The following is a 20,460-nucleotide window of genomic DNA, read 5'->3' as shown; positions in this document are numbered from 1 at the left end:
CGCACATATTACGTTCGTAATTTTATCGACCGACTATTTTTAGCGATCCGCATCCCCAACGAGGAGCAACAGCATGAGCAACTACGACGTGGTCATTCTGGGCGGCGGCCCCGGTGGTTATAACGCAGCGATCCGCGCCGGCCAGCTGGGCCTGAAGGCAGCCTGCGTGGAAGGCCGCGCCACCCTCGGCGGCACCTGCCTGAACGTCGGTTGCATGCCGTCGAAGGCCTTGCTGCATGCTTCGGAGCTGTACGACGCGGCCATGGGTGCGGAATTCGCCAACCTCGGCATCGAGGTCAAACCCACGCTCAACCTCGCGCAAATGATGAAACAGAAAGACGAAAGCGTGAGCGGCCTGACCAAAGGCATCGAGTTTCTGTTTCGCAAAAACAAGGTCGACTGGATCAAAGGCTGGGGTCACATCGACGGCCCGGGCAAAGTCACGGTAACCGACGATCAGGGCAACAAGACCGAGCTGAGCGCCAAGGACATCATCATCGCCACCGGCTCCGAACCCACGCCCCTGCCCGGCGTCGAGATCGACAATCAGCGCGTCCTCGACTCCACCGGCGCGCTGTCGCTGAGCGAAGTACCCAAGCATCTGGTGGTGATCGGCGCGGGGGTGATCGGCCTGGAACTGGGCTCGGTCTGGCGGCGTCTCGGCGCCCAGGTGACCGTGGTCGAATACCTCGACCGCATCTGCCCCGGTGTCGATGGCGAGGCCGGCAAAACCCTGCAGCGTGCGCTGAGCAAGCAAGGCATCAGCTTCAAATTGAGCTCGAAGGTCACCAGCGCCACCCCCTCGATCAACGGTGTGCAGCTCAGCGTCGAACCCGCCGCCGGTGGCAGCGCCGAGTTACTGGAAGCCGACTACGTGCTGGTCGCGATCGGCCGGCGCCCGTACACCAAAGGCCTGGGCCTGGAGAACGTCGGCCTGAGCACCGACAAACGCGGCATGCTCGCCAACCGCCAGCACCGTACCGAAGCCTCCGGCGTGTGGGTGATCGGCGACGTGACATCCGGCCCGATGCTTGCACATAAGGCCGAAGACGAAGCGATGGCCTGCGTGGAACAGATCGTCGGCAAGGCCGGCGAGGTCAACTACGAGCTGATCCCCAACGTCATCTACACCCGGCCCGAGCTGGCCAGCGTCGGCAAGACCGAGGAGCAGCTCAAGGCTGAAGGGCGCACCTATAAAGTCGGTAAATTCCCGTTCACCGCCAACAGCCGGGCCAAGATCAACCATGAAACCGAAGGTTTTGCCAAAGTCCTCGCCGACGAACGCACGGACGAAATCCTCGGCGTGCATCTGGTCGGCCCGAGCGTCAGTGAAATGATCGGTGAATACTGCGTGGCTATGGAGTTCAGCGCGTCAGCCGAAGACATCGCGCTGACTTGCCATCCGCACCCGACCCGCTCCGAGGCGCTGCGTCAGGCGGCGATGAATGTCGAGGGCATGGCGACGCAGATGTAACCGTCGACCGCCAACCTCTTCGCGAGCAGGCTCGCTCCCACATTCGATCACATTCCAATGTGGGAGCGAGCCTGCTCGCGAAGGGAGCAACCCGCTCTACAGCGGAAGATGCCCCAACGGCAACGCCCCCGGCGTCTTCACCGTGTGAATCGCAAAGTTGCTGCGAATGTCACTCACCCCCGGCAGCTTCAGCAGGCAGCCGCTGAGAAAGCGGTCGTATGCGCGCAGGTCCGGCACCACCACCTGCAACAGAAAGTCCGACTCCCCCGACACCAGAAACGCCGAGATCACTTCCGGCAGGGCGGTGACCGCCGCGTAAAAGGCTTCGGCCTGCTCATCGTTGTGGCGCTCGACCTTGACCCCGACAAACACCGTCAGCCCCAGTCCCACTTCATCGCGATCGAGGTTGGCCTGGTAGCCACGAATCACCCCGGCCTCCTCCAGCATCCGCACCCGGCGCAAGCAAGGTGACGCCGACAGGCCGATCTCGTCCGCCAGCTCGACATTGCTCAGCCGTCCGTTGCGCTGCAAGGCAGCGAGAATCTTGCGATCAAAAGCGTCGAGTTTCATGTTTGGCAGATCCTGCTGGTCAAGGCACAAAAAGAAAGCAGGTTATGCCAATCCCAAGGGTTTTTGAAGCTGACTTCGCAAGCACCTGCCCCGCCCTTGCGCCATAGACTTTGCTCACCGAATCGATAACGAAAGGGCTGCGACATGACGAGTTTCTGGCTGTTTTTTCTGGCATTGGCGGTGGTCTTCCTGTTGCCCGGCCCGGACATGATTCTGTTGCTGCAAACCGGTGCCCGCCAGGGTCGCGGTGCGGCGCTGGCAACCGCCGTTGGCCTGGCGATCGCCCGGGGCTGTCACGTGGCATTGGCGGCATTGGGTCTGGCGGCGCTGTTCAAGGCGGCGCCGTGGACGTTTGATCTGGTGCGCCTGGCCGGTGCGGCGTACTTGCTGTGGATCGGCATTCAATGCCTGCGCAGCAGCCTGCTGCCGAACCTGAATACGACTGCCGTAACTGACACCCAAGGACAATGGCGCGAGGCGATTCGCCGTGGCCTGCTGACCAATCTGCTCAACCCCAAGGCCTTGCTGTTCTGCTCGGTGCTGTTGCCGCAATTCATCGTCAATGACGGCGCAGCGGTGCTGACCCAGTTTGCCACCCTCGGCGGGTTGCTGGTGGGCATCGGGCTGCTGTTCGACAGTGCCTATGCCCTGACCGGCGCGGCGCTGGGCCGTTGGCTGCAACACAGTCCAACCGCCCAACGCGTTCAGCAATGGCTGTTCGGCAGCCTGTTGATCGGCTTCGCCGTACGCCTGACGTTTATTCAGCAGGCCTAGGGTTTGCGGGACTTGCGCCGACGACTGAACAACACCAGCACGCCAGCACTGATTAACAGCAGGACACCGACCACCGGCCACTTGTACGGACGCAACGAATTGCGCACAGCGTTGGTCACCTGGGTCACGTAACGCTTGTCGGCGTTTTCGAAATCCGGATAGGGGCACTGATTACCGAAGTCCACCGCCCACGGCACGTACGGGCCTTCATTGACGTAGCGTCGATACAGCGCGCTCTGCTCTTCCAGGCTGCTGTTGAAACCCGCAGCGTTACACAACACCGCCGCAAACGCCTGACTGGTGTGCGGCAAATTATCCGCGGCCCGGCTGGCCAGCGCGGTGGCGACAAAACGGTAGTGATAACGCTCATCCGGCTGCGCTTCACTGGCCTTCTGGCGCTGGACTTCAGCCTCGGCCACCAGCGGCCCGACTTTCAGCTCGGTGTTTTCCAGGCTGTAGTTGCCGCCAAACGTGGCGTAGTCCGGCGCCATCTCGTAGCCGAGAATGTCCATGCCCCATTCACGCGCGGTCCACGCCGCGTTGTACAAGGCGCTGGCGCGTTTGGTCGGCCACCACGCAGCATCAGCCTTCATCCGTTGCTCGCCGTACAGACGGGCCTTGTGCTGCAGATCGGGATTGTCGAAATAGCCGACTGCTTCCTCGTAATGCCCTTCACGCAGCAAGCGTCGCCCCAGCAGATTGCGCAGGCTGGCGGCGACCGGCAGCGGCACGTAGTTGTCGCGCTGCTGCTGGGTCAGCGCCGGTGGCGCCGGCACGTTGTCATCGACATAGCGTTTGAGCTCATCGACCGTCAGCACGCGCTCGGCCACTGTCGCTGCGTCGAACCAATAGATGCTGTTGCTGCGATACAGCTGCACGAACGCTTGCAGGTATTCGCCACGTTGCAGCGCCAGAATCGCACTTTCGCCCTCGACCCGGCATTTCGGCTGGACGGTTTCGAAGTCCCAGTCAGGGGTGCGCCGGTAGCCCCAATCTTCGCTCTGCGGGAACGCCTGCGCGGCTTTGGCATAGGCGGCAGCTGCGGCATTTTTATCGCCGTCACGCACCGCCAGTTTGGCCCGCAGCCACCACGCCAGTCCGCCGTCACCGGCGTTTTCAAGGAAGGCCTTGGCGCTGGCGTAATCACCCTGTTGATAATTCATCGCTGCCAGTCGATCGGCGTTTTCCAGGTTGCCACGGGTGCTGTTCTGCAGCAGCTTGATCAGTTTCTTCTCGTTCGGCGGTTGTTCGTCGAATGACCAACCCATGCGGCTGATCAACGAAGCGGTAACCAGTTGCTGCACGGCTTTGCGCTCCAGCAACTTGGCCAGTTGCGGCTCGGGCAGTTCGGCCAGCTCATTCATCAGTTGTTTCAGCGAGGTGTAACCCACGGCCGAACCGTGCAGGTTCTGCGCTTCATACAGTTCGATGGCGCCGTTCCAGTCGCCGGCGTTGCGCAGCACCCGCGCCTCTTCACCGAGGCTGGCCACACCGAGTTCCAGCGGATCACTGAAGCCATCGATGCTCAGTTGTCGAGCCTGACGGAAGGCCCCACGTGCGTCCTCCAGCACTTCGATGACATCGCCCGCCTCGGCACTCGTGGCAAACCAGGCACGGCCCAGGGAATAAGCCGCCCAGGTGCTGCGCAGCGGGCGCTGATCGGCCGGCAGTGCCAGCACTTTGTTGAAGTATTCGATCGCCAGCGGATGATCGCCAGTGGCAAACGCCACCGCGCCGGCCACGTACAAACGGATTTCCGCCGGCAGACTGGCGCCCTGCGCCTCGACCTGACGCGCATCGGTCAGGCCACGCAGTTGCTTGACCAGCGCCTGTTGTTCGGCGCTCAGACCGACCTGCTCGGCTTTTTCGCGCAGCGCAGCAGGCTCGCTTGCGTCGCCGTACATGTCGTCGGGATTGTGCGTCGCCGCCGTGACGTTCTTCAGCCCGGCAATGGTCTTGCCGAGGCGGCTGATCTCGAAGTTGAAGTTGCCCTCCGGAAAATCGGCCAGGGTTTGCCCGCGATTGTCGAGCAGGCGCATCGGGAAGTCCGGGCCGCAGGCCAACGCCGAACCCAGCGGCAGGCTGAGGCTCAGGCAGAGCAGATGGCGGGGCCAGTTACGGGTCAACATGCGAACCTCCTTGATCAATAAATGCACAGCGCGCCCAACCGATGGCGCGTTGTCCACCCGCCGGCAAACGACCGTCGCGCAGGCGGGTGAAGGTAAGCAGATCCGCGCTCTGTTGCAACGAGTAACCGGCGAGCGCATCGGCGCCTTCGCAAGCGCTGGCCTTGACGATGATCCGTGCGGGCCAGGCACTGTCGAGGTTTCCGACATTGCGCAGGGCGATGTCCTGCAGGCCATCGTGGTCGCTGAACGCCAGACCGAGTTGGCTGCTCAAAGCATCGCCGCGGGCCACGGCGCGCAACGTGGTCAGGCTCCAGGCGCGGCGATCATTGGCCAGCGGCAGGCGAAACCAGATCAGCCCGGCCAGATGTTCCGGCGGGTCCTCGCGCAGCGCTTTTGCAAGTCGGCTCAGTTGCAACGGATCGGCGAGCAGTTCCCGGCGTTGCCCTTCACGTTCGATCGGTACTTCGCTTTCCACCACCGGGGCACCGTCGGCATCCGGCAGCAGCGCCACGCCATAGGCCGGCAGCGCCAGATAGAACGGTTTGCTGCTGATTTTGCCCCAGCCGCTGGCCCAGCGCCGAGCCTGCTCGGGGTCGAACAAGCCGCGTCGCGGATCGCTGACGGCGTGCACCTGCAGCACGCTGCTGTCGACTGTGGCCAACAACGCCGGCAGCTGTGAACTGCCGAGCCACGCCGGCAGCGCGGTGATGCTCAGCGGCAACGATGCGGGCAACGCGGAACGCAGATGTGTGAGGAACTCGATGTATTCCGGCAGACGCGCATTACCCGCGTCATGATCGATCTCGACGCCACTCAGGGTCAGTCCCTGCGCCTGCCAGTCGGCGACAACCTGAAGAATCTGCGCCGTGACCTGCGACTGATCCAGACTTTTGAGCTGACCGTCGAGACGAATCACCGCGATCAGAGGCCGGCCATCGTGCTTGAGCAACGGCGCATCGATCCGCGCCCGATGCCAGCCGTCACTGGGGAATGCCTGCAAGGCCAACACGCGCAGGGTCGAAAAGTCGCTGCGGCTGTCTTTCAGCGCGAGCTCATGGGCGGACGTCCATTGCCGTTGCCAGACGTAGAGTTGCTGATCGAGTGGCGCTGCGTCCTGTCGTTCACAAGCACAGAGCAACAACACCGCCAGCATGGCCGACAACCCGACGATAACGCGCATACCTTGCAGATCCCTGAGACATCAGGCTGCAAGGGTACACAAAAGCACTCAAGGCTTGCGGGCAATGATCACCTGACTCTTCGCCACCACCGCGTCCAGCGCCTGCTTGATCTGTGCACCACGGGGCGAATCGAGCACCGCTTGCCAGGTATTGGCCCAATGCTCGAGCAACGGGTGATCGGGGTTACTGAATTCGACCTTGGCTTCCCAGAACAACAGCATCCACATCGACCAGTAAAAGCCGTACTGACTGTGGCTGATGATCTCCAGCCCGGCGTCATTGACCATCGCCTTGAACTGCTCTTCACTGATGATGCGAATGTGGTTGGGCTTCTGGAAATAATCCGGCGAGGCAATGTCTTTCTGCAAATCTTCCGAGCTGGGATGCGGCACGCTCAGCAGGTACAGCGCTCCCGGCTTGCCGACCCGTACCAGTTCGGCGAGAAATTGCGCCGGATCGTCGACATGCTCGATGACTTCGGTGGAGACCACGCGGGTGGCGGTGGCATCGGCAATCGGCAGCGGGTTGCAGTCGGTCACGTGGCATTCGACGCTGCGTGCCGGGGTATCGCTCAGACGCTGGCGGGTGGCCTCGACTTTGGCCGCGTCGATGTCGGCAATGATGATCTTCGCCCCGCGCATGCCGCAGAAATGCACATTACCGCCGTCGCCACAGCCGACATCGAGCAACGTGTCATCGGCGCTCACCCGAAAGCCTGTGAACAGCTCGTCGGTCTCCTGATTGAACCAGCCACTGAGCTTTGCGTCGTACAGGCCGAGCATGTACGGATCAACCTTGTCGGCGGCAGATGGCACAGCAACCGGTGCGGGAGACGTTGCCGTGAGTTTCTTCAAAAGGCTCAGCATGAGGTAGCTCCAGAGGATGGGACGGCGGTTCGCGACGTACCGAGGCGGCGCACCAGCGCGGCGCCGCGATTGCGCATCGGCATTTCGATGAATCGGTAATTCAATTCGCTGAGCAGCGCGATCAGACCGCCGGCGATCAGCACCGTGAGAATCGGGTGCCCGGCCGGACTGGGCAGCCCCGCGTCCTGCAAGCGGAAGATCAATTCACGGACCAGCAGATAGGCCGGAATATGGATCAGGTAGATGCCGTAGGAACGGCTGCCGATCCACGCCATCAGCCGTTGCAACCTTCCGCGCGGCAGCAGGTAATCGCGGTTGTACGAGGCAATCCACACCAGCAGCGCGCTGAGCACGGCGATCGTGCCGATGCGGTAAGAGGCGAACGTGAAGCGGTCGGTGGCCATGAAGCTCAGCAGCATCGCCAGCACAATCAGTACCGTAACGCCGGCCCACGGCCGCCGCAGGAACCTCGGTTCCCAACGGGAATACCCCGGCTGCGCGCTCCACATCGCCAGCAATACGCCGAGGGCCAGGGCATCGGTGCGCACCACCATCAGCAAGGGGGTGCGCAACGTGAACAGTTGCACCGCGACCAGCGCCAGCAATACCCAGCCCAGATGTCGGCGACACACGACAATCAGCAGCGGGAACAGCAAGTAGAACTGCTCCTCCAGCGCCAGGCTCCAGTAGACGAAACTGCTGCCGTATTCGTATTGAAAGAAACTGTCGGCAAAACGGAAATTGGCGTAATGCAACACCCCGGCCAGTGTCGCCTGCAGGTTGGCGTGCAGCGTGCCGAACGCACCTGAGCGATTGAGCAAGACACAGGCCAGCAACATCAGCGCCAGCCACAGCCAGGCCGAGGGCAACAAACGAAAGGCCCGGCGCAGCCAGAAATTGCGTGTCTGCTCCCAGCACTGTCGACGGCTCGTGCAGCCTTGCAGCACGGGGATCAGGCTGCGGGCGATGACAAATCCGGAGATCGCAAAAAACAGGTCAACGCCCCACCAGGACTGCGCCCAATGGTGGACTGTTTGCAGCAGCGGCACGGTGTCGGTGAACAGGCTGCCCTGCAGGTGATGAAACAGCACACCGAGCACCGCGATCGCGCGCAGTACCTCGATGTCCATGATCCGCTTGCTGTTCATGCCCCGCGCATCTCGGGGTCTGAGGCGAACCGGCGTTCGAACAACTGCCCCAGAAACACCTGCAACCGCTGCTCGGCCACTGCCTGACTGCAGAAATCCTGCAGGCTGCTCACCGCCTGAGCGGCCATCTGTGCATAACGTTGCGGATCGTCTTTGGCGACCGCATAGCTGGCGCGATAGGCCGTGCACAACGACGTCCAGTTAGTCACATAACGCAGGGTGCGGAAGGCCTTGCGCGGGTCATGCGGCCAGGCCGTGAGCTCGTCGGTGGAGTCGATCAGAAAGGCGTTGTCGGCACTCAGGTAATCGATCATTGCCGTCGTACGCGGCGCCACCGCCGGTTTGCCGCAGGACATGAATTCCATCAACGGCAGGCACTGGCCCTCGCCGTAGGACGTGTTGACCACATAGCGGGTCGCCTGCACCAGGCGCTCATAATCGGCGTCCGCGAGGTAGCCGTAGATCAGCACGATCCGGCAGCGGTAGGACTGATTCTTGTACAGGTGGTGGAGGATGTCGCTCAGCGCTTCTTCGGCATCGTGGTGCGTCAGTTTCAGCACGAGCGTTGCGTCCTCGACCTCGCGGAACGTCACGCAGAATGCACTGAGCATGTCCTCCCAGTTCTTGCGCCCATCGCCGGGATTGAACACTGAGGTGTAGACCACGCCGTCGAGCAGCAACTCCTGCTCCCTGACCGGCGCATGGAAATCGAGTCCCTTGCCCGTGCGCAAAGGCCGGGGGGCGAATGCGTTCAAGTCAAGTTTGCGACTGTCGGCCACCAATCCCTTGATCTTCAACCGTACCGGTCCATTCGGTGACTGGCCCTGCAACGGCGCACCGCGGGCGGCAAAGCGATCCCATACCGGCGCAGGCACCGCGACGATCGGGTAATCGCTGTCCATTGCGTCGCACACCGCGTTGACGGTGTAGCTGGAATGGGTGATCGCCGCTCCGCAAGCCTGCAGCACCGTGCGCCAGTCGTTGCGCGGCTCACCGGCAAACGGCTCATTGGGGATGGTGCTGAACTCCCACGCAAACACCGGCAAAGTCGGACACATCAGGTGTACCGGCGTGCGATGGGGCGGCGAGAACGACAGGAAGACGCACGGCTCGCCACTGGCGCGGCATTCCTCGTAAAGCGCGTCGACTTCGGTCAGCGGATCGGCCACTTCCACCACGCGTCCGAGACGCTCGAGTACCGGGCGATATTCCTTGAGCACGAAGTAATAGCTGTACTCCGAGCGCCCCAGATTCTGTGCAATGGTGTGCTGGTTGGTTTCCGAATGAATGATGATCAGCATGAGGCGTTTTCCGTCACTGACGCAGCATTGGCGGGATGCGGTGCAAGCCCGAAAAATTCCGCCATGCGCGTTTGCACGGGGGCAAAAGCGCAGTAGTCATGCATGCGCTCGACCGCTGCCGCCGACATCTGCCGGTACCGCTCCGGCTGGTCTTTGGCCATGCGGTAGCTGTCCTCGTAGGCTTGTTTCAGCGAAGCCCAATCCGGGCGGTGGCGCAGGGTGCGGTAAATCAGCCGTGAGTCCTGCGGCCAGATGGCGGGTTCTTCGCTGGACTTGATCACGAAGGCGACGCTGTCGTCGATGTAGTCTTCCATGGCCGTGTGGTCCGGGGCGATTACCGGTTTGCCACTGGACATGAACTCCATCAACGGCAGACACAGGCCCTCACAGCGCGAGGCGTTGACGTAGTAACTGGCAGCGGCGTAAAGCCGGGTGTACTGGGCGTCATCCAGATAACCGTGCATCACCACCACCCTGCAGGCAAAGGGTGAGAGCTGCGCCAACAGGGTCATTAATTCGCTGTAGTAAGACGCCAGGTCGTTCTGGGTGATTTTCAATACCAGCGTCGCATCGGCCGTTTCCCGAAACGCCCAGCAAAACGCGGTGATCAGTTGATGCCAGTTCTTGCGGCCATCTTTGGGGTTGAATACGGTGACGTAGACCACACCGTCGACCGTGGTGTCGACCACCGACGTGGTGTCCGGCAGATCCAGCTGCGGCGGTTCGACCACTGCCACCGCCTGTGGACCGGCGATACTCGGCAGCTGTCGCTCCAGCCAGGCATGCGCCCTGCGTGAGAAAAGATCACGCAGTCCCTCCCAATACCAGTGATGCAGAAACTTCACCCGCGGCTGTTGCTGTTCGCGGCCTGCATCCAGGCGCCACTGGCGCAGGTAGTGCCGGGCGATGACCAGGCGCCGTTTGACGGTCAGCGGAGGAGGTCGCTGTGCCTCGATCGCGGCCAGTTGCTCGGCGGTCAGTGGTTTGGGCAGCAGGTCATCGGCTGAGAGCGCCAGCGTACGGCTGTCGAAAAAGCAGCCCTTGATCGCCAGCGGCGTGCCTGGATTGACCGGCGCCGGAACTTGCTGCTGACGAATCGCCGCAAAGTTCTCCCACAACGGTGTCGGCAAAACCAGTACCGGAAAATCCTCGCCCAGCGCCCGGCGAATCGCCCGGGCAGTATGGCTGGACAGAGTAATCACCCGCCCTTGTCGGGCCAGCATCTGCGTCCAGTCGTGGCGCGGATCGTTGTCCCAGATCTCGTCCGGGATCGAATCGAACTCCCAGGCAACCACACACAGGGTCGGACACTCAAGATCGGTCGGCGTATTTTGCGGCGGGGTGAAGGAGAGAAACAGGCTGTCTTCGCCCACCTCGCGCAATTGGCGAAAGAGCGGATCAACCTCGGTGATGGCGGACACCACATGCACCCGCCCAAGGCTTTCCAGCACTGGGCGATAAGCCTTGAGCACGAAGTAGTAACTGTATTCGGGACGCCCGAGACTCTGGCTGATGGAACGGTCGTTGACGTCCGAGTAAAGAATGAAGTTCATGGCATCCCACGATGAAGCCGCCATCCCGGCTGCTTCAATCCATGACGGCGAAGCGCTGAATCGTGGTCGGCATGCCGACACTCGTCCTGCATCTTCCAGCCCGTCTTTGTTCTTGTTTTTAGTGGTCGGTCTGACTGGGGCTGAACAACCCCTGTTGAACGCGACGAGGGGCATTCTAAACACATCCGTCGCGGATTCGTGAACCGCCCGGCGAGAATAAATCCGTCTACTCTGACGAGAACTGACCAGTCACGGTTTGCACTGTTGAAATTGCCAAGCATTTGGCACAGATTGGTAACAAACAACTACAACAACGACTTCGCCTGTCGTCCTGTCGGCCTTTTTCATGCGGCCTGACAGACTTCCCCTCAAAGCCTGTGGGAAAGTGGCGAATGTTAAAGACCAAGGGGTCGCTGTTTGAAAAAGCGTCTGTTCGTCACGGGCCTCAGTGGGTTCGTGGGACAACATATCCAGTCGCGTCTGTCCCAGTCTGACTCGACGTGGGAACTGCTGCCTGCCATCGCACCCTACGATCTCACGTCAGCGGCGAGCCTCGTCGACCTGTGGCCACAATTGCCCGACGCGGTGATTCACCTCGCTGGTCAGACCTTCGTTCCCGAAGCCTTCCGTGACCCGGCCCGTACGCTCGAGATCAATCTGCTGGGTACCCTCAATCTGTTGCAGGCCCTCAAGGCCCGCGGATTTCGGGGGACCTTCCTGTATGTCAGCTCTGGCGACGTCTATGGGCAAGTCGACGAGAGCGCCCTGCCCATCACCGAACTGCAACCGCCCTGCCCGCGCAACCCCTATGCGGTGAGCAAGCTCTCGGCCGAGTTTCTCAGCCTGCAATGGGGCCTGAGTGAGGGCTGGCCGGTGCTGGTGGCGCGGCCGTTCAACCATATCGGCGCCGGACAGAAAGACAGCTTCGTCATCGCCAGCGCCGCACGCCAGATCAACCGCATCAAGCAAGGCTTGCAGGCAGCACGACTGGAAGTCGGCGACATTGACGTCACGCGCGACTTCCTCGATGTCGGCGATGTGATCGCGGCTTATTTCGCCCTTCTGGAAAAAGGCACACCCGGGCAGGTCTACAACATCTGCTCGGGCCGCGAACAAAGCATCCGCAGTCTGATCGAGCAGTTGGGCGATCTGGCGCAGGTCGAAGTGCAACTGGTGCAGGATCCGGCACGCATGCGGCGCGCCGATCAGCGTCGCGTTTGCGGCAGTCACGCAAAGCTGGTCCAGACCACGGGCTGGGCACCGGCAATCACCACACAACAATCCCTGCGGGCGATCCTGTCCGACTGGGAGCAGCGAGTAAAACAACAATGAAAAGTGCACTGATCACGGGGATCACCGGCCAGGACGGCGCATATCTGGCCAGGTTGCTGCTCGACAAGGGTTACAAGGTTCACGGCCTGGTAGCACGCCGTAGCAGCGATTCGCGCTGGCGCTTGCGCGAGATGGGCGTCGAAGGCGACATCGTCTACCTGGACGGTGACATGGCCGATGCCTGCTCGGTACAACGTGCAGTCATTCAGTCGGCGCCGGACGAGGTCTACAACCTCGCTGCACAAAGCTTCGTTGCCGCTTCCTGGAATCAGCCGGTGACCACCGGCATCGTCGATGGCCTGGGCGTCACCCACTTGCTCGAAGCGATCCGCCAGTTCAGCCCGCACACACGTTTCTATCAGGCCTCCACCAGCGAAATGTTCGGTCTGATTCAGGCCGAACAACAGGACGAGAACACCCCGTTCTATCCGCGCAGCCCCTACGGCGTGGCCAAACTCTACGGTCACTGGATCACCGTCAACTACCGCGAAAGTTTCGACCTGCACGCCAGCAGCGGCATCCTCTTCAACCACGAGTCGCCGCTGCGCGGCATCGAGTTCGTCACCCGCAAGGTCACCGACGCCGCGGCCCGCATCAAGCAGGGCAAGCAGCAGGAACTGGCCCTGGGCAACATCGACGCCAAACGCGACTGGGGTTTTGCCGGTGACTACGTCGAAGCCATGTGGCTGATGCTGCAACAGGACAAGCCTGACGATTTCGTGGTCGCCACCGGCGTCACCACCACCGTGCGCGAGATGTGCCGCATCGCCTTCGATCACGTTGGCCTCAACTACCGCGACTACGTGAAGATCGACCCGGCGTTCTTCCGCCCGGCCGAAGTCGAAGTGCTGCTCGGCAACCCGGCCAAGGCTCAGCGCGTATTGGGCTGGAAACCGAAAACCGACCTCGACACCCTGATCCGCATGATGATGGATGCGGACATGAAACGCGTCGCCAAGGAGTAGGCCATGCTCATTCCCGTGATTCTGTCCGGCGGTGCCGGTACTCGTTTGTGGCCGGTGTCCCGCGAGGGCCATCCCAAGCCGTTCATGACCCTGCCCGACGGCCAGTCGCTGCTCGGCAAGACCTACCAGCGGGCGGCAGCACTGCTCGACGGCTGGGGCGACATCGTCACGGTGACCAACCGCGAGTACTACTTCCAGAGCAAGGATCACTATTGCGCCGCCCATGTGTCGCGCCATCGCGGGCACTTCCTGCTGGAGCCGACCGGGCGCAACACCGCCCCGGCGATTGCCGCAGCGGCCCTGTCACTGCAGGCGCTGCACGGCGACAACGCAATCATGGTGGTGATGCCCGCCGACCATTTGATCGTCAACCAGGACGCACTCAAGAGTGCCGTCGAACACGCGGTCAATCTGGCGAAGGACGGTTATCTGGTGACCTTCGGTGTGCTGCCGACCGCCCCGGAAACCGGCTTCGGCTACATCGAAACCGGCGCACCGCTGGACGCCAAAGGCGCAGCGAAAGTGCAGCGTTTCGTGGAAAAGCCCGACCTGCAAACCGCCACCCATTACCTGGAAAGCGGCAACTTCCTGTGGAACTCGGGCATGTTCTGCTTCACCACCGCGACCCTGATCAACGAACTGCAATTGCACGCGCCAGAGTTGCTGGAACAGACCCGCGCCTGCATGCAGGCCAGCGCCGCGGTGGAAACTATCGGCTGCCTGCAACAGGAACTGTCGCCGACACTGTTTGCTGAAATCACCGACATCTCCATCGATTACGCCTTGATGGAGCGTTCGGAGAAAGTCGTGGTGGTGCCCGCCGGTTTCGACTGGAGCGACATCGGTTCGTGGGGTGCCGTGGCAGCGCTGGTACCGGCCGATGCCGACAACAATCGCGCCAGCGGCGAAGCGGTGTTCATCGACAGCCATAACAACTTCGTGCAGAGCGAAGGCCGACTGGTGGCCGCCGTCGGTGTGGATAACCTGATCATCGTCGACACCGCCGACGCGGTGCTGGTGGCCCATGCCGATCGCGCCCAGGATGTGCGACGCGTTGCCAAACAGCTCAAGGACAAATCCCACGAAGCCTACCGTCTGCATCGCACGGTCAGTCGTCCGTGGGGCACCTACACCGTGCTCGAAGAAGGCCCGCGTTTCAAGATCAAGCGCATCGTGGTCAAGCCCGGCGGCAAGCTGTCGCTGCAAATGCACCATCACCGCAACGAACACTGGGTGGTGGTCGAAGGCATGGCCAAGGTCACCAACAACGGTACCGGCACTCATCTGGTGGCCAAGAACGAATCGACGTTCATTGCCGCTGGCCATCGCCATCGCCTGGAAAACCCCGGCGTGATCGACCTGGTGATCATCGAAGTGCAAAGCGGCGAATACCTGGGTGAAGACGATATCGTGCGCTTCGAAGACCAATACGGCAGGACGGTTTGATGCTGCTTTCCCTGTACCGTTCGCTTTACAGCTATCGAGGATTCATCCTCGGCAGCGTACAGCGAGAGTTTCAAGCGCGTTATCGCAATTCGCTGCTCGGCGCCTTGTGGCCCGTGTTCAATCCACTGTCGATGATCATCGTCTACACCGTGATCTTTTCTCACATCATGCGCGCCCGCCTGCCGGGCGTGGATGACAGCATGGCCTACAGTGTCTATCTCTGCGCCGGGCTGCTCGCCTGGGGAATGTTTTCGGAAATCACCCTGCGCAGCCAGACCATGTTTCTGGATAACGCCAACCTGCTGAAGAAAATCAGCTTCCCCCGCATCTGCCTGCCGGTGATCGTGCTGTGCAATGCGGCGATCAATTTCGCCATCATCATCGGCCTGTTCCTTGGATTTCTATTAATCAGCGGGCGTTGGCCCGGTATGGCGCTCCTGGCGCTGATTCCCCTGATTGCGCTGCAGATGCTGTTCTGCGCTGGTCTGGGCATGATCCTCGGCGTGTTGAATGTATTCTTTCGCGATGTCGGCCAGCTCTTCGCCATCTGCCTGCAGTTCTGGTTCTGGCTGACGCCGATCGTGTATCCGATCACCATCCTCCCGGAGTGGGTCCAGCGGCTGCTGCAACTCAACCCGATGACCAGCCTGATCGGCAGCTATCAGAACCTGTTCCTGTATGGGCAATGGCCGGTCTGGAACTCGCTTTTACCGGTGTTCATCGTCGCGGTGGTGATGTGTCTGATCGCCCTGCGGTTGTTCCGCCAGCGCGTCGGTGAAATGGTGGATGAACTCTGATGGGACTTATACGCGTAACGGGCCTGGGCAAGGCTTATAAACAGTATCCGACACGCTGGAGCCGTCTGGCGGAATGGCTGATCCCGTTTTCCCCGGTGCGCCACCGCGAGCATTGGGTGCTGCAGGATGTCGCTTTCGAGATTGCCCCCGGCGAGGCCGTGGGTATCGTCGGCGCCAACGGTGCGGGCAAAAGCACTTTGCTGAAGATGATCACCGGTACCACTCAACCCACCTGCGGCAAAATCGAGATTGAAGGGCGCGTAGCGGCATTGCTGGAGCTGGGCATGGGTTTTCACCCGGACTTTACCGGGCGCCAGAACGCGATCATGGCCGGACAGTTGCTGGGCCTGCAGGTTGGCGAAATCGAAGCGCTGATGCCTGACATCGAACACTTCGCAGAAATCGGCGAAGCCATCGACCACCCCGTGCGCACCTACTCCAGCGGCATGCAGATGCGCCTGGCCTTCAGCGTCGCCACCGCGCGGCGTCCGGACATTCTGATCGTCGACGAGGCCCTGTCGGTGGGCGACGCCTACTTTCAGCACAAGAGCTTTGAACGCATTCGCAGCTTCCGCAAGGCCGGCACGACCCTGCTGATCGTCTCCCACGACCGCTCGGCCATCCAGTCGATCTGCGATTCGGCGATCCTGCTCAAGGATGGCCACATGGCCATGTACGACAAGCCGGAAGTGGTGCTCGACTATTACAACGCCCTGATGGCCGAACGCGAAGGGCAGATCGTGCGTCAGGAAATGCTCGCCGGCGGCGAAGTGCAGACCGTGTCCGGCACCGGCGAGGCAGGCATTCTGAGTGTGCGCCTGCTGGACGAACACGATCGCGCCATCGACGCTGCCGAGGTCGGCCAGCCAGTGGTACTGGAAGTGCAGGTCGAAGTTCGGCGCGACATTGAACGGCTGGTGCTCGGCTTCATCCTCAAGGATCGTCTGGGCCAGATGATGTATGGCATCAACACCCATCGCCTGAACAAGGCCCTGACCGATCTGCGCGCCGGCGAACGCTTCACTTACCGCTTCGCCTTCGTCATGGGGCTGGGCAAGGGCAACTATTCGGTATCGTTGAGCCTGTCGCGCCTGGACTCGCATCTGGACCGCAACTTCGAATGGCGCGATTACGGTCTGGTGTTTCACGTGATCAACAACCGCCAGGAAGATTTCGTCGGCTGTTCCTGGCTCAATGCCAAGACGACGATCACCCCTCACACCGAGACAGCGCTGACCGAGCGTGCGCCATGACCCGCCTCTTGGTCGAGTGCACCCACGTCTTCAAACACCCGAAGATCAACTCCGGTATTCAACGCGTGGTGCGCAACGTCATCAAGCAATTGCCGGCGCGGGTGGGTGATGTCGAGTGCCTGCCGGTCATTTCGCTGAGGGGCCGGCTCTATCGGGTCACGCGCCTGGCCCCGCTGGACGCGCCGCTGTTCAACGCCATTGCGACATTCGGCGAACGACTGGAACGCCTTGCGCACCGTTTCTGGCAATGGCATCAGCGCCTCGACAGCCGCCTGCAGGCAAAAACCCCACGACGCCTGCTGTATGTCGGCTATCGGCTGAGCGCTTTCGCGGCATTTGGCGTACCCCTGCGGCTGATCGAGCGGATGAACCGCCAGCAACTGCCAAAACGCTGTGCCCCCTTGCAGCATCAGCCCGGAGACCAACTGGTGCTGCTGGATTCGTCCTGGCACTCGGACTTTTTCTCCCACGCCGAACAGCTCAAGCGCGAGGGTGTCGGTATCGTCGCGGTCATCTACGACTTGATACCGCTGACCCACCCGCAGTTCTACGACACGCGGCTGGTGCAGGTCTTCAGTGAATGGTTCGACTGGATCACCCGCACGGCCGACGGCTACCTGGCCATTTCCGCCACGGTACGCGATCAGGTGCGCGCCGAACTGCAGCAACGGATCGGCACGGTACAGGCCGAAAAACGCTGGTTCGATTATTTCCACCTCGGTTCCGAACTGGATCTGCACAGCGCCGGGGAAACCGTCGAACCGCGCCTGCAACAGCTGTTCAATACACCGGTGCCGCTGTTCCTGATGGTCAGTACCATTGAGCCGCGCAAGAACCACGCATACCTGCTCGATGCCTTCGAACGGGCTTGGACCGCCGGCTCCCCGGCGCGTCTGTGCTTCGCCGGGCGCATCGGCTGGAAGTGCGACGCCCTGCTCGCCCGGGTGCGCAGTCATCCCGAACTGAATCGCCGCCTGTTCATGTTCAACGACTTGAGCGACACCAGCCTCGAACATGCCTACGCCCACGCCAGTGCGCTGGTATTCCCTTCGTTTGTCGAAGGCTTTGGCCTGCCGCTGGTGGAAGCCATGCAGCGTGGCTTGCCGGCGATGGGCAGCGACATTGCGGTGTTCCGCGAAATCGGCGGCGAATTCATGGCCTATTTCGATTTGCAGGATCCGCAAAGCCTCGCTGACTTGATCATGCGGTTCCTGCAGAGTGGCCAATTCCCCGCTGCTCGCGATGTGGCGGACTGGCGCTGGATCGACTGGCACGAGGCGAGTGCGCAACTGGCCGAGCGCACCGTACGCAATGCAGTGCAAGCGCCATTGGCGCCAGCGAGGCCGCATGCGCATTGCCCTTAATGCCCGGATCCTGCAGGCACCGCGCACCGGCATCGGCCATTACGTCGCCGAGTTGGTGAATGCGTTGCGCAGCGATACCGATATCGAAATTGAGTTGTTCCACGGCTGGGGCTGGAGTTCGGCCTTGCCGGAGGCGGCGATGCCCGGTTATTCGCGCCTGACGCCACTGCTGCGGCAGATCCCCGGGGCTTATCAGGCGCGGCGCTGGCTGGAACAAAAGCGTTTCGATCAGGCGCGCGCGCATGGCATCGATCTGTATCACGAACCGAGTCTGTGGCCACTGGCCTTCGACGGCCCGACCGTGATCACCCTGCACGACCTGACGCACCTGCATTACCCCGAAACTCAGCCGCCGGCACGTTTGCAAGAGATCGAGCGCCGACTGGCTACCGGCGTGCGGCAGGCACAAGTGATCCTCACCGATTCACAAGCGATCGCCGACGAAGCTCAAAGCTGTTTCGGCCTGCCCGCTGAACGTTTCGTGGTCGCTCCCTTGGGCGTGGCCGAGCGCTTTCATCCGCGTGACGCACACACCATCGACCCGGTACTCAAGACCCATGCCGTTACGGCGCGGGAGTATTTCCTCTGTGTCGGGACGCTGGAGCCACGCAAGAATCTGCGGCTGGCCCTGCGCGCCCATGCCTTGCTGCCGGAGGCCGTGCGCCAACGCTTTCCGCTGCTGATCGTCGGCATGGCTGGCTGGCAGCGCGAACAGTTCAGCGCCGAACTGCGCCAGGCATTGGCAAGCGGGCATGTGTGCCTGCTCGGCTACTTGCCCGATGAACACCTGGCCCAGCTGTTGGCCGGTGCCCGGGCGCTGATTTTTCCTTCGTTATACGAAGGCTTTGGCCTGCCGGTGTTGGAGGCGATGGCCAGCGGCACGCCGGTGGTACTCACCCGCGCTTCGGCCATGCCGGAAGTCGCGGGCGACGCGGGCAACTATATTGAACCTGACAATGCAGACGGCTTGCGCGACGCGCTGATCCGTCTGCTCGACGATCAGGTGCATTGGCAAGCATGCCGAGAAGCCGGATTGCAGCGGGCGCGGCTTTTTTCCTGGCAGCGCTGCGCACAGGCCACGGCCGGTGCCTACCGCCAGGCCATGGGAGGTTGAATGCGAGTTCTTCATTTTTTCAAAACCTACTTGCCTGACTCGGTCGGCGGTATCGAGCAGGTGATATTTCAGCTGTGCGAAAGCGGTGCGCATCACGGTATCGACGGCCAGGTGCTGACACTCAGCGCCGACCCGACCCCGCCGGTGGTGCAACTGGGTCAACACGAAGTGCATCGCGCCAGACTCGACATTCAGTTCGCCTCCACCGGGTTTTCCTGGAGCGTGTTCAAACAGTTTCGCGAGCTGGCCGCCGAAGCCGATGTGGTCAACTATCACTTTCCGTGGCCGTTCATGGACCTGGTGCACTTTGCCAGCGGCATGAACAAACCGAGCGTGGTGACCTACCACTCGGACATTATTCGTCAGAAGCATCTGCTCAAACTCTACCGACCGCTGATGAACCGCTTCCTCGCCAGCGCCGACCGGATTGTCGCGGCCTCGCCGAACTACCTGCACACCAGCGACGTGCTGCAGCAGTTTCAGAACAAGACCCGGGTGATTCCATACGGTTTGAACAAGGCCGGTTATCCACAGGCCGACAGCGAACGGATGAATCGCTGGCGCCAGCAGCTTGGGGATAAGTTTTTCCTGTTCGTCGGGGTCATGCGTTACTACAAAGGTCTGCACATCCTGCTCGACGCCTTGAAGGACGTGGACTATCCCGTGGTGATCGTCGGTGCCGGGCCGCTGGAACTGGAGTTGCACGCCCAGGCTGCTGCGCTGGGGCTGCGTAACATCCACTTTCTCGGGCGCCTGGGCGATGAAGACAAGGTCGCCCTGCTACAGCTGTGCTACGCCATCGTGTTTCCGTCGCACCTGCGTTCCGAAGCGTTCGGCATTTCGCTGCTCGAAGGCGCGATGTACGGCAAACCAATGATCTCCAGCGAAATCGGTACCGGCACCAGCTACATCAACATCCACAACGAAACCGGGCTGGTGGTGCCGCCGAGCAACCCTCAGGCGTTTCGCGAGGCAATGCGCAGCCTCTGGAAAAACCCCGAACGCGCAGCAGCCATGGGCATAAAGGCCGAGGCGCGTTACCGGCAGTTGTTTACCGCCGACGAGATGGGCCGCAAGTGGACCGAGCTGTATCAGGAGTTGCTCGAAGAGAAAGACCTGTCTTACGCCTGATCTCGACTGACCCCTGTGGGAGCGAGCTTGCTCGCGAAAGCGTCCTCTCAGTCACATCAGCG

17 protein-coding genes are annotated in these 20,460 nt (G+C 61.7%); 10 read left to right on the top strand and 7 right to left on the bottom strand.

Translation table 11 applies throughout. The annotated features are described in order from the left end of the window. Nucleotides 1-73 precede the first annotated feature (73 nt). The gene (gene lpdA / locus ACM6I7_RS12595; protein ID WP_414888676.1) at nt 74-1,474 is read left to right on the top strand and encodes a dihydrolipoyl dehydrogenase; all 1,401 of its coding nucleotides are present in this window, start codon (nt 74-76) and stop codon (nt 1,472-1,474) included. A gap of 96 nt (nt 1,475-1,570) precedes the next feature. Here lpdA and ACM6I7_RS12590 read toward each other — a convergent pair whose 3' ends face one another. Beyond that, nucleotides 1,571-2,044, bottom strand: a complete 474-nt coding sequence (locus ACM6I7_RS12590) for an Lrp/AsnC family transcriptional regulator (protein WP_007960832.1) — start codon at nt 2,042-2,044, stop codon at nt 1,571-1,573. Nucleotides 2,045-2,188: 144 nt separating this feature from the next. Between ACM6I7_RS12590 and ACM6I7_RS12585 the strand changes: the two genes are divergently transcribed. After that, nucleotides 2,189-2,818 (top strand): LysE family translocator, encoded by a 630-nt coding sequence (locus ACM6I7_RS12585; protein ID WP_103367956.1) that lies wholly within the window; start codon nt 2,189-2,191, stop codon nt 2,816-2,818. Here the strand turns inward: ACM6I7_RS12585 and ACM6I7_RS12580 are convergent. The 6 genes from ACM6I7_RS12580 to ACM6I7_RS12555 are packed head-to-tail and all read right to left on the bottom strand — an operon-like array spanning nt 2,815 to nt 10,996. Continuing rightward, nucleotides 2,815-4,947: a hypothetical protein gene (locus ACM6I7_RS12580; protein ID WP_414888675.1), complete on the bottom strand. Its 2,133-nt coding sequence runs from the start codon at nt 4,945-4,947 to the stop codon at nt 2,815-2,817. The two genes, ACM6I7_RS12585 and ACM6I7_RS12580, sit on opposite strands and share 4 nt — an antisense overlap. Continuing rightward, nucleotides 4,934-6,127, bottom strand: coding sequence for a DUF3142 domain-containing protein (locus tag ACM6I7_RS12575; RefSeq protein WP_414888674.1), 1,194 nt, complete (start codon nt 6,125-6,127; stop codon nt 4,934-4,936). The genes ACM6I7_RS12580 and ACM6I7_RS12575 overlap by 14 nt, the downstream gene beginning before the upstream one ends. Nucleotides 6,128-6,175: 48 nt before the next feature. Beyond that, nucleotides 6,176-6,994: a class I SAM-dependent methyltransferase gene (locus ACM6I7_RS12570; protein ID WP_096795450.1), complete on the bottom strand. Its 819-nt coding sequence runs from the start codon at nt 6,992-6,994 to the stop codon at nt 6,176-6,178. After that, nucleotides 6,988-8,142, bottom strand: a complete 1,155-nt coding sequence (locus tag ACM6I7_RS12565; protein ID WP_414888673.1) for an acyltransferase family protein — start codon at nt 8,140-8,142, stop codon at nt 6,988-6,990. Before ACM6I7_RS12565 ends, ACM6I7_RS12570 begins: the two co-directional genes overlap by 7 nt. Continuing rightward, nucleotides 8,139-9,443 (bottom strand): glycosyltransferase, encoded by a 1,305-nt coding sequence (locus ACM6I7_RS12560; RefSeq protein ID WP_414888672.1) that lies wholly within the window; start codon nt 9,441-9,443, stop codon nt 8,139-8,141. The genes ACM6I7_RS12565 and ACM6I7_RS12560 overlap by 4 nt, the downstream gene beginning before the upstream one ends. Further along, complete coding sequence (locus ACM6I7_RS12555; RefSeq protein ID WP_414888671.1) at nt 9,437-10,996, bottom strand: glycosyltransferase; 1,560 nt, start codon at nt 10,994-10,996, stop codon at nt 9,437-9,439. Before ACM6I7_RS12555 ends, ACM6I7_RS12560 begins: the two co-directional genes overlap by 7 nt. Before the next feature lie 417 nt (nt 10,997-11,413). On the opposite strand from ACM6I7_RS12555, the gene ACM6I7_RS12550 reads away from it, so the two are divergent. The 8 genes from ACM6I7_RS12550 to ACM6I7_RS12515 are packed head-to-tail and all read left to right on the top strand — an operon-like array spanning nt 11,414 to nt 20,398. Continuing rightward, nucleotides 11,414-12,328, top strand: a complete 915-nt coding sequence (locus ACM6I7_RS12550) for a GDP-mannose 4,6-dehydratase (RefSeq protein WP_096795454.1) — start codon at nt 11,414-11,416, stop codon at nt 12,326-12,328. Continuing rightward, entirely contained in the window at nt 12,325-13,293 is a 969-nt protein-coding gene (gmd, locus tag ACM6I7_RS12545) for a GDP-mannose 4,6-dehydratase (protein WP_027610307.1), read from the top strand. Before ACM6I7_RS12550 ends, gmd begins: the two co-directional genes overlap by 4 nt. Before the next feature lie 3 nt (nt 13,294-13,296). Continuing rightward, nucleotides 13,297-14,739, top strand: a complete 1,443-nt coding sequence (locus tag ACM6I7_RS12540) for a mannose-1-phosphate guanylyltransferase/mannose-6-phosphate isomerase (RefSeq protein WP_414888670.1) — start codon at nt 13,297-13,299, stop codon at nt 14,737-14,739. Beyond that, nucleotides 14,739-15,536 (top strand): ABC transporter permease, encoded by a 798-nt coding sequence (locus ACM6I7_RS12535; RefSeq protein ID WP_027610305.1) that lies wholly within the window; start codon nt 14,739-14,741, stop codon nt 15,534-15,536. The genes ACM6I7_RS12540 and ACM6I7_RS12535 overlap by 1 nt, the downstream gene beginning before the upstream one ends. Next, complete coding sequence (locus ACM6I7_RS12530) at nt 15,536-16,789, top strand: ABC transporter ATP-binding protein (protein ID WP_027610304.1); 1,254 nt, start codon at nt 15,536-15,538, stop codon at nt 16,787-16,789. Before ACM6I7_RS12535 ends, ACM6I7_RS12530 begins: the two co-directional genes overlap by 1 nt. Next, nucleotides 16,786-18,153 carry a glycosyltransferase family 4 protein gene (locus tag ACM6I7_RS12525; protein ID WP_414888669.1) on the top strand — a complete coding sequence of 456 codons (1,368 nt, stop codon included), beginning with the start codon at nt 16,786-16,788 and terminating at the stop codon, nt 18,151-18,153. The genes ACM6I7_RS12530 and ACM6I7_RS12525 overlap by 4 nt, the downstream gene beginning before the upstream one ends. Beyond that, nucleotides 18,137-19,267 carry a glycosyltransferase family 4 protein gene (locus ACM6I7_RS12520; protein WP_414888668.1) on the top strand — a complete coding sequence of 377 codons (1,131 nt, stop codon included), beginning with the start codon at nt 18,137-18,139 and terminating at the stop codon, nt 19,265-19,267. Before ACM6I7_RS12525 ends, ACM6I7_RS12520 begins: the two co-directional genes overlap by 17 nt. Beyond that, complete coding sequence (locus tag ACM6I7_RS12515) at nt 19,268-20,398, top strand: glycosyltransferase family 4 protein (protein ID WP_414888667.1); 1,131 nt, start codon at nt 19,268-19,270, stop codon at nt 20,396-20,398. The last annotated feature ends 62 nt before the right edge of the window (nt 20,399-20,460 follow it).

It is taken from the genome of Pseudomonas sp. IT-93MI4 (assembly GCF_949767635.1).
Taxonomy (GTDB): Bacteria; Pseudomonadota; Gammaproteobacteria; order Pseudomonadales; family Pseudomonadaceae; genus Aquipseudomonas; species Aquipseudomonas putida_A.
This window is presented reverse-complemented; position numbering and strand designations above follow the sequence as displayed.

Bases quoted from the DNA above. Each gene is read 5' to 3' on its own strand.
- lpdA (WP_414888676.1), top strand. From the start codon at position 74: ATGAGCAACTACGACGTGGTCATTCTGGGCGGCGGCCCCGGTGGTTAT.
- ACM6I7_RS12590 (WP_007960832.1), bottom strand. From the start codon at position 2,044: ATGAAACTCGACGCTTTTGATCGCAAGATTCTCGCTGCCTTGCAGCGC.
- ACM6I7_RS12585 (WP_103367956.1), top strand. From the start codon at position 2,189: ATGACGAGTTTCTGGCTGTTTTTTCTGGCATTGGCGGTGGTCTTCCTG.
- ACM6I7_RS12580 (WP_414888675.1), bottom strand. From the start codon at position 4,947: ATGTTGACCCGTAACTGGCCCCGCCATCTGCTCTGCCTGAGCCTCAGC.
- ACM6I7_RS12575 (WP_414888674.1), bottom strand. From the start codon at position 6,127: ATGCGCGTTATCGTCGGGTTGTCGGCCATGCTGGCGGTGTTGTTGCTC.
- ACM6I7_RS12570 (WP_096795450.1), bottom strand. From the start codon at position 6,994: ATGCTGAGCCTTTTGAAGAAACTCACGGCAACGTCTCCCGCACCGGTT.
- ACM6I7_RS12565 (WP_414888673.1), bottom strand. From the start codon at position 8,142: ATGAACAGCAAGCGGATCATGGACATCGAGGTACTGCGCGCGATCGCG.
- ACM6I7_RS12560 (WP_414888672.1), bottom strand. From the start codon at position 9,443: ATGCTGATCATCATTCATTCGGAAACCAACCAGCACACCATTGCACAG.
- ACM6I7_RS12555 (WP_414888671.1), bottom strand. From the start codon at position 10,996: ATGAACTTCATTCTTTACTCGGACGTCAACGACCGTTCCATCAGCCAG.
- gmd (WP_027610307.1), top strand. From the start codon at position 12,325: ATGAAAAGTGCACTGATCACGGGGATCACCGGCCAGGACGGCGCATAT.
- ACM6I7_RS12540 (WP_414888670.1), top strand. From the start codon at position 13,297: ATGCTCATTCCCGTGATTCTGTCCGGCGGTGCCGGTACTCGTTTGTGG.
- ACM6I7_RS12535 (WP_027610305.1), top strand. From the start codon at position 14,739: ATGCTGCTTTCCCTGTACCGTTCGCTTTACAGCTATCGAGGATTCATC.
- ACM6I7_RS12530 (WP_027610304.1), top strand. From the start codon at position 15,536: ATGGGACTTATACGCGTAACGGGCCTGGGCAAGGCTTATAAACAGTAT.
- ACM6I7_RS12525 (WP_414888669.1), top strand. From the start codon at position 16,786: ATGACCCGCCTCTTGGTCGAGTGCACCCACGTCTTCAAACACCCGAAG.
- ACM6I7_RS12520 (WP_414888668.1), top strand. From the start codon at position 18,137: ATGCGCATTGCCCTTAATGCCCGGATCCTGCAGGCACCGCGCACCGGC.
- ACM6I7_RS12515 (WP_414888667.1), top strand. From the start codon at position 19,268: ATGCGAGTTCTTCATTTTTTCAAAACCTACTTGCCTGACTCGGTCGGC.